The following is a 7,915-nucleotide window of genomic DNA, read 5'->3' on the forward strand; positions in this document are numbered from 1 at the left end:
CGACGAGCGCTTGTCTTGCGCACCCCCTGAGGAACGGGGCATGCCTCTTTTCGGCGGGTAAAATCACCGCTTTGCCGATTTGACGGTGGCAGCCCCCTCGGTTTTTCACCCGTGCCCCCTAGAGCTCTGACGCTCTGCCTTTTGAGTCCCAAACCACACACCCATGACACGCCCCCTGCCGCGTGCGCCCTTCAACAGCTCTGCTCTTGTGCGTTTTTTGTCCGAAAACGCCATGCTCCATGCTGCCCGCGGCAGCCAAGACCTGGGGCCAAGGCTGGGGGAATGGCTGAACTTTCGGCAAGCGATTGACTTGCACGGCCTGCTCGAGGCCAGCGCGCCCACCTCACCCACCACCTCACCCACCACCGCACCAGCCGCCCACCTCAAACGCGCTGCCGGTGTCAGTGGCGAGGCCCTGGGGCGGCTGGTCGAGAAAATCCGGGCGCAGCTGACCGAGTCGATTGTGCAAGGCGCACCGCCCGGTTCGGGCTTGGCGCGCATCGACTGGCCACCCGCAGCGCTGCACGCAGCACCCGAGCCCCAAACCGCCTTTGAGCCTTACCGCCGTTTTTACGCGGCCCACCAGCGGCAAATGGCCACGGCCATCCACAGCCTGCGCGCGCAGGTGCGAACGCAACTGAGCCAAAGCACGCCCGCCTTGCAGCAACTGGCCGCACTGGATGCGTCTTTTGAAAGCATCTTGCGCGAGCGCGAGGCGGCTTTGCTGGGCAAAGTGGCCAAGATGCTCGAAAAACACTGGGTGCAAACCCTCCAAGCACTGCGCAAACAGCCAAACCAACACCTCCACCCGGTCGCTTGGCTTGTGCCATTTCAGCAGCACTTGCGCAGCGCTTTGCTCGCTGAATTGGACACCCGCCTGCAGCCCACCCTGGGCCTGCTGGAAGCCTTCCAACACGCCACACCACCCGACCCAGAAGCATCACCATGAAACCTTATTTCTTTCACACCGCCTTTGGGCTGGGCGCCTTGGCCGTCGTTGGGGTTGCCAGCATGGTGGCGGGCAGCCACTTTTTGGTGCTGGCCATGACCGCTGTGATCGCTGCGGTGTATGCCTTGGCGGCCCTGGAGTTGCGCCACTACCGCACCGACACGCAGGCCCTGCGCCGGTCTTTGGACAGCCTGCCGGCCGAGCTGATCGACCCAAGCGAGCTGAACCACTGGATAGGCACCCTGCCCCTGGGGCTGCACAACCCCGTGCGTCAGCGCATCGCGGGCGAGCGCGTGGGACTGCCCGGCCCAGCCCTGACCCCCTATGCGGTGGGCTTGTTGGTCATGCTGGGCATGTTGGGCACCTTTTTGGGCATGCTGGTCACGCTCAACGGGGCGGTGTTCGCGCTCGAAGGCTCGAGCAACGTGGCGGGCATTCGGGCCGCGTTTTCAGAGCCGCTCAAAGGCCTGGGACTGGCCTTTGGCACCTCGGTGGCAGGCGTGGCCACCTCGGCCATGTTGGGCCTGATGAGCAATTTGGCCAAGCGTGAGCGCGCCCAAGCTGCGCAGCAACTGGACGCCCTGAGCCACACCCGCCTGCGCGTTTTCTCGCTCTCGCACCAAAGGCAAGAAAACCATTTGGCCCTGCAGCAACAGGCGCAAGCCCTGCCGCAAATGCTGCAGCTGCTGCAAAACATGGTGGCGCAAATGGCCCACATGGCACTCAGCAGCGAGCAAAGCAACGCCCGCTTGTTGGCCAACCAGCACAGCTTTCAACAAGACCTGCACAGCGCCTTCACGGCCCTGGCGCAATCGGTCCAGCAATCGCTGAGCACCAGCTTGCAAGGCAGCATGCAACTGGCCAGCGACAGCATCCGGCCCCTGGTGCAAGCGAGCATGGCGCAATTGGCCGAACAGGCGCAGCGGCTGGACCAGCGGTTGCTGCTCAACACACAAGCGCAACTGGCCGAGATCAAGACCCAAATGGCGGTCACCGCCGAAGCCGTGGCCCACACCAGCCTGCACAGCCTGACACAACACGCGCAAGCCAACAGCCAGATGACCGAGCGCGTCGGCCTGAGCTTGCACCAATTCGGCCAAAATTTCGAGCGCAGCGCCCAAGCCTTGGTGGCGCAAATCAAGCTTGATCAAAACCAACACCAAGCCCTGCGCAACAGCACAGACCAGCAACGCTTGCAAGCATGGCAAGCCGCGCTGGAACAGATGGCCAGCACGCTGCACAGCCAATGGCAAGACGCTGGCACGCACACCTTGGCGCAGCAGCAAGCCATTTGCGACACCTTGCGCCGCACGGCCCAAGACCTCACCCAAGTCAGCCAGAGCCAAGCCAGTCAAACCATGGCCGACATCCAGCGCCTCCTGGCCAGCAGCGAGACACTGGTGCAGGCCCGCACAGAGGCCGAGGCGCAATGGGCAGCGCAGCACAGCCAGCGCGCCCAAGCCTTGACCGCCGTGTTGCAGACCGAGCTTGCCGCCCTGCGCGAGGCAGAAGCGCAGCGCGGCCAAGCGGCGGTGGCCCGTTTGAGCGATTTGCAAAGCAGCGTGGCCGTGCATTTGACGCAATTGGGCACCGCCTTGGAGGCCCCCATCAGCCGATTGATCGAAACCGCTGCCCAGGCCCCCAAAACCGCTGCCGAGGTGATGGGCCAGTTGCGCCAAGAAATCTCGCTCGGTGTGGCGCGCGACAACGCCATGCTCGACGAGCGCACCCGCATCTTGCTCACGCTCAGCAGCTTGCAGGCATCGATAGACCACACCGCCACTCAGCAGCGCGGGCTGATCGACCACTTGATCAACGCCAGCCAAGCGACCCTGACGCGGACGACTGAACAGTTTCAAGCGCAGGTGGCGAGCGAGACCGACAAGCTGGGCGACATCGCCGCTCAGGTCACCGCCAGCGCCGCCGATGTGGCCAGCCTGGGCGACACCCTGGGCTTTGCGCTGCGCCACTTCAGTGACACCAATGACAAGCTGATGGGCCACCTGCAGCGCATCGAACACGGCTTGGTCCAATCCATGACGCGCAGCGACGAGCAACTGGCCTACTACGTGGCCCAAGCCCGCGAACTCATCGAACTGAGCATTGGCAGCCAAAAAGACGTGCTGGACGCGCTGCAACAGCGCCAAACTGAAGGGGCTGCTTGATGCTGGGACAAGACACCAACCCCGACACAGACACCGCCACCGAGCACGATACCAGCGCCGCCACCTGGATCTCTTTTGCCGACCTGATGACCGGATTGCTGGGCGCGTTTGTGCTGCTCTTGGTGGGTGTGATGGCCGCGCAACTCGACATGGCCTCGCAGCTCGAAAGCGAGGTGCAAAAACGCCAAGTCGCTGAGCAACAACGCCTGTCGCTCGAGCAGGCTTTGGCCGGGCCCTTGGCCAGCGGCCGCATCACCTTGAACAACGGCCGCATCGGCATCAGCGGCAAACTGCTGTTCGAATTGAATTCAGACCAACTCGAACCCGAAGGCCGCCAACTGCTCAAAAGCCTGGTGCTGCCGCTGCGCACCTACTTGCAGTTGCGCGGCGACATGCTCATGGTCAGCGGCTTCACCGACGACCAGGCCGTGGGCAGCCGCAACCGCCAGTTTCAGGACAACTGGGAACTCTCGGCCCAGCGGGCCCTCACAGTGACCCGCACCTTGATCGAAGAAGGCATGCCCTCGTCCATGCTGTTTGCCGCCGCTTTTGGCCAAGAACAAGCCCTGGTGCCCAACACCAACGAGCCAGCCCGCGCACAAAACCGCCGGGTCGAAATGGCCCCTGTGCCCAAAGCGGGCAACAGCCCGACACCGGCCTTGGCCCCTTCGTGAAATGCCCCACCATGATTGAAGCGCCCTTTGCAGCGCCCGAACTGGCCGCTTTTGACCCCATCGGCTGGCACTACGCCGAACAACTGTCGCTGCGCGCTGACCAAACCACCGGCACAGCGCAAGCCTTGCTGCGCGCCAAGCACCAGCAAGCCCTGCAAAATTTGCACGACCGTTGGCAGGCCGACCCAAAAAACGGCCCCAACGCCAAGCCACGCGCCCCGGACTCGGCGTCGCCCTCCCCCTTGGCCCAGCTGGTGCAAGACATGCCCACCCCGGCTGCCCAAGGCCCCACCGGCAAGTCCAAGCCGCAGCGCGCCGAAAGCCCACGCACCCAAGCCTTTCGCCAACAACTGGGGCACATCAGCGTGCAAAAACAGCTGGCCCAAGCCATGGCGCAAGCCCCCCAAAACGCCGGCCCCATCAACTCGCACATGCTGGTGCTGCGCTCATTGGGCGTGATGCGCGAGGCCTCGCCCGACTACCTCAAACGCTTCATGGGCCATGTGGAAACGCTGCTGCGCTTGGACGAGGCGACATCTCAAAGACCTTGACACCAAGCCCAATGACCCGGCCCAGCCCAGCCCAGCCCAGCCCAGCCCAACCCAATGAAGTTGGCACGCCCACAGCATCCCGGTTGTTTGCCAAGCCCGGTGCTGTTGTGATCCGGGCTTTTTTTAAGCTGAAGGGCTGCTGAGCCCCAAAACGGCTTGGCCACGGCCCTTGCAAAGGGCACAAGCCCCCATCAATTCATCACCAAGCCGCCATCCACCACCAAGTTTTGCCCCGTGATGCCGCGCGCCAGCGGGCTCAGCAGCAAGACCACGGCATCGGCCATTTCTTCGGGCGTGGTCACTTGGCGCAGCGGCGTGGCTGCAGCGATCATGTCGAAGACCTCGGACGGGGTGGCCGCGCTGGCATCGGTGCTGCGCAGCAAGCCACCAGACACCATGTTCACACGAATGCCCAGCGGCCCCCACTCTTTGGCGGCAGTGCGCGTGAGCGCCAGCAGCGCGCCTTTGGCCGCCGTGTAGTCGTGGTAAGGCACCACCGGGTTTTGCAACAAATTGGTGCCGATGTTGACCACCTGCCCGCCACCGGCCGCTTGCATGCCCGCGCGGCAGGCTTGCAAGGTGTTGAGGCTGCCGCGCACAGCACCGTCCATTTGCGCTTGCAAGGCATCCCAAGGGATGGTGTCCAAGCTGTGGCGCGCATCGCCGTTGAATTGGTAGTTGAGCAAGGCGTTGTTGACCAGCGCGTTGATGGGGCCGCCAGCCCAATCGCTGGCCTCACGCACCATGGCTTGCACCTCGGTGGCTGAGCGCACATCGGCGCGAACGGCCAACGCGCGCGCCCCCAACTCGGCCACCAAGGACAGGGCTTGGCTCTCGCTTTGCCAGTAATTCACGATGACGCGAGCGCCATGGCGGTGCGCCGCGCGGGCGATGGCAGCCCCCAGACCGCGGCTGGCACCGGTGATGAGCAAAGTGCTGTGTTCAAGCATGGGGGTTCTCCAAAGGCAACAAAGGCAGGGGGTGGTGAAAATGGTTGAGTGGACCGTGGCCCGCGCCCAAGCGCAGGTCCAGGCCGCCGAGCAAGGCGCAGCGCACCCAGTGGTGCGCGGCGTCCACCGCGTCCACCAGGCCCAGGCCCTGCGCCAAAAATGCAGCAATGGCCGATGACAGGCTGCAGCCCGTGCCGTGCAGGTTGCGGCTGATCAGGCGCGGCGCGCTGTGCTGCCAGCGCAGGCCGCTGGCGTCGACCAAGGTGTCGGTCAAGCGTGCCGTCTGCAAATGACCGCCCTTGACCAAAACGGCTTGTGCGCCCTGGTCGATCAATTGGCGCGCAGCGACCAAGGCCTCGTCCAGCCCCTCGATGCGCCGCCCCACCAGCAGACCCAGTTCGTCCAAGTTGGGGGTGACCACGGTGCAAGCGCCAAAGAGTTGCTCGCGCAAGCGCCGCACCGTGGGCGGTGTGATCAGCGCGTCCCCGCTGGTGGCCACCATCACCGGGTCGAGCACGGCAGGCAGCGGGTGTTGTTGCAAGGCTTGCGCCACCACGTCCACCGTGGCCTCGTCGTGCAACATGCCGATCTTCAAGGCATCGGCACCGATGTCACTGAGCACCGACCTGATTTGCTGGGCCAAAAACGCTGGTGGTACCGTGTGGATGGCTTGAACCCCCAGGCTGTTTTGCGCCGTCAGCGCAGTCACCGCACTCATGCCGTGGCAGCCCAAAGCGGCCAGGGTTTTGAGGTCGGCTTGAATGCCCGCGCCCCCGCCCGAGTCCGAGCCCGCGATGCTCAGCACACGCGGCACGCGCCAAGGCCGGGCATCGGCCATCAAGCTGCGCAGCCGCGTGGCGGTGGCCCCGGTGTCGGCAGCGTCGCTGATGGCGCGCACCACCGCCACGCCGTCCACGCCCGTGGCCCACACGGCGGGCAAACGCGCAGCGTCAATCCCGCCAATGGCCACCAAGGGCGCACGCGTGGCCAGGCGCGCTTGGCGCAGGCCCTCCAGGCCCCAAGCGGGTGCGGTGTTGGTTTTGGTCGGGGTATCAAACACGGGGCTGATCGCCAGGTAGTCGGCAGCGCAAGCGTCGGCGCTGGCCAACTGCTCGGGGTGTTCCAGCGACAGGCCAAGCACCGCGTGCGGACCCAAGACCGCCCGGGCTTGGGCCAAGGGTGTATCGCTTTGGCCCAGGTGCACACCATCGGCACCAGCGGCCAGCGCCACGTCCACCCGGTCGTTGACCATCACCATCACCCGCCACGGCCGCGCCAAACGCAGCAAGCTTCGGGTGCGCTCGATCAGAACGCGGGTGTCGCTGTGTTTGTCGCGCAGTTGCACACAGCCCACCCCGCTTTGCAGCGCGTCGGTGACCCGCGCCTGGCCGGCCAGGCTGTCCAGATCGCTGCCGTCCATCACCCAATACAAGCGCAAGCGCTGGCGCAAGGCCTGGGGGTCGCGCGCCCTCACGCCAGGGCCTCGGCACGCAAAGTGGCGGCCAACTCGGCCTGGGTCAGGGTGCTGGCCACGTCCAGCAAAGCGCTGGCATAGCGGCCGGTGCCAGTGTCGGGGGCCATGCGTGCGGCCGCAATCTGCCCCACCACGCCCCAGTAAGCCATGGCGCTGGTGCAGGCACGCCAGGCATCGGGCTGCACCGCAGCAAATGCACCCACCAAAGCACTGGCCGAGCAGCCCACGCCGGTGACACGGGTCATGAGCGGGTGGCCATTGCGCAGCACGGCGTGGCGGCCGTCGGGCGCCAACACATGGTCTTCGGGCCCTGACACGCACACCACACAAGCATGTTGCTCGGACAAGGCTTGGGCAGCGGCCAGCGCAAGCTCCACCGGGTCGGTGCTGTCCACACCCTTGGTTTGGGCGCTGTGGCCCGCCAGGCTCATGATCTCAGAAGCATTGCCGCGCACCACCGAGGGTTGCCGTGCCATCAGGTCGGCCAGCACCCGGTTGCGGTAGGCACTGGCCCCCGCGCCCACCGGGTCGAGCACGCTGGGTTTGCCGGCCGCGCGTGCCGTGTCCAAGGCCAGTTGCATGGCGGGCACCCAGTGCGCATCGAGCGTGCCGATGTTGACCACCACCGCGCCCGAAATGCGCGCCAAATCGGCCACCTCTTCCATGGCGTGGGCCATGATGGGCGAGGCCCCGGCGGCCAACAAGGTGTTGGCATTGAAAGCGGTGACGACCAAATTGGTCACGCTATGGACCAAAGGGGCTTGCGTGCGCACAGCGCAAAGATCGGCCCAGACGGTATCCAGAAAAATGGGGGAGATGGTGTTCACGGCATGCCTTTAAAAAGAAGACAGGTCGCAGCGCCGGTGAACTCGGACCCCAAGCGGGTCCAGCTTCCCTACGCTGGTATGACCCAGATCAGGTTCGAAGGGTATTTCTCAGCCCCAAAGGGCACCCCTAGCTAAAACTGCACGGATTCTACAACCCGACTTCGAACCTCAACAATTTTGAGCGCTTGACGCCGCACAGCCACACAAGTTCGACACTTCCTGCACGTAAGTGATTGATTCGATTAGAAACCGAGGTCAAACCGCAGACTACAAAACAGGCTTGGCGAGGTCTGATGAGGTCGGCGGTGTCAATTCCAGGGCCGCA

At 64.7% G+C, this 7,915-nt stretch carries 7 protein-coding genes, 1 pseudogene and 1 riboswitch; of the genes and pseudogenes, 4 read left to right on the forward strand and 4 right to left on the reverse strand.

Features of this window, described 5'->3' with window-relative positions:
• Positions 1 to 163: 163 nt before the first annotated feature.
• Genes ACIQ39_RS06205 through ACIQ39_RS06220 form a run of 4 tightly spaced genes read left to right on the forward strand, consistent with a single transcriptional unit; the run spans position 164 to position 4,339 of the window.
• Positions 164 to 949, forward strand: coding sequence for a DUF3348 family protein (locus ACIQ39_RS06205; RefSeq protein WP_396433742.1), 786 nt, complete (start codon positions 164 to 166; stop codon positions 947 to 949).
• Positions 946 to 3,114: a hypothetical protein gene (locus ACIQ39_RS06210; RefSeq protein ID WP_396433743.1), complete on the forward strand. Its 2,169-nt coding sequence runs from the start codon at positions 946 to 948 to the stop codon at positions 3,112 to 3,114. The genes ACIQ39_RS06205 and ACIQ39_RS06210 overlap by 4 nt, the downstream gene beginning before the upstream one ends.
• On the forward strand, positions 3,114 to 3,788 hold the full coding sequence (locus ACIQ39_RS06215) for an OmpA family protein (protein WP_396433744.1): 675 nt from the start codon (positions 3,114 to 3,116) through the stop codon (positions 3,786 to 3,788). The genes ACIQ39_RS06210 and ACIQ39_RS06215 overlap by 1 nt, the downstream gene beginning before the upstream one ends.
• A gap of 11 nt (positions 3,789 to 3,799) precedes the next feature.
• On the forward strand, positions 3,800 to 4,339 hold the full coding sequence (locus ACIQ39_RS06220) for a DUF2894 domain-containing protein (RefSeq protein ID WP_396433745.1): 540 nt from the start codon (positions 3,800 to 3,802) through the stop codon (positions 4,337 to 4,339).
• A gap of 191 nt (positions 4,340 to 4,530) precedes the next feature.
• Here the strand turns inward: ACIQ39_RS06220 and ACIQ39_RS06225 are convergent, their stop codons facing one another.
• The 4 genes and pseudogenes from ACIQ39_RS06225 to thiM all read right to left on the reverse strand — a co-directional run bounded on the left by ACIQ39_RS06225 (position 4,531) and on the right by thiM (position 7,590).
• Complete coding sequence (locus ACIQ39_RS06225) at positions 4,531 to 5,289, reverse strand: 3-oxoacyl-ACP reductase (RefSeq protein ID WP_396433746.1); 759 nt, start codon at positions 5,287 to 5,289, stop codon at positions 4,531 to 4,533.
• Positions 5,282 to 6,127, reverse strand: a complete 846-nt coding sequence (thiD, locus tag ACIQ39_RS06230) for a bifunctional hydroxymethylpyrimidine kinase/phosphomethylpyrimidine kinase (RefSeq protein WP_396433748.1) — start codon at positions 6,125 to 6,127, stop codon at positions 5,282 to 5,284. The genes ACIQ39_RS06225 and thiD overlap by 8 nt, the downstream gene beginning before the upstream one ends.
• 21 nt (positions 6,128 to 6,148) lie before the next feature.
• Positions 6,149 to 6,763, reverse strand: a pseudogene (gene thiE, locus ACIQ39_RS06235) (thiamine phosphate synthase); the annotation flags it as partial.
• Positions 6,760 to 7,590, reverse strand: coding sequence for a hydroxyethylthiazole kinase (gene thiM, locus ACIQ39_RS06240; RefSeq protein ID WP_396433747.1), 831 nt, complete (start codon positions 7,588 to 7,590; stop codon positions 6,760 to 6,762). The gene thiM and the pseudogene thiE, both read right to left, overlap by 4 nt.
• 48 nt (positions 7,591 to 7,638) lie before the next feature.
• Positions 7,639 to 7,729: riboswitch (TPP riboswitch) on the reverse strand.
• Positions 7,730 to 7,915 lie beyond the last annotated feature (186 nt).

Origin of the sequence: Limnohabitans sp. (genome assembly GCF_044361645.1) — a bacterium.
Classification (GTDB): domain Bacteria; phylum Pseudomonadota; class Gammaproteobacteria; order Burkholderiales; family Burkholderiaceae_C; genus Limnohabitans_A.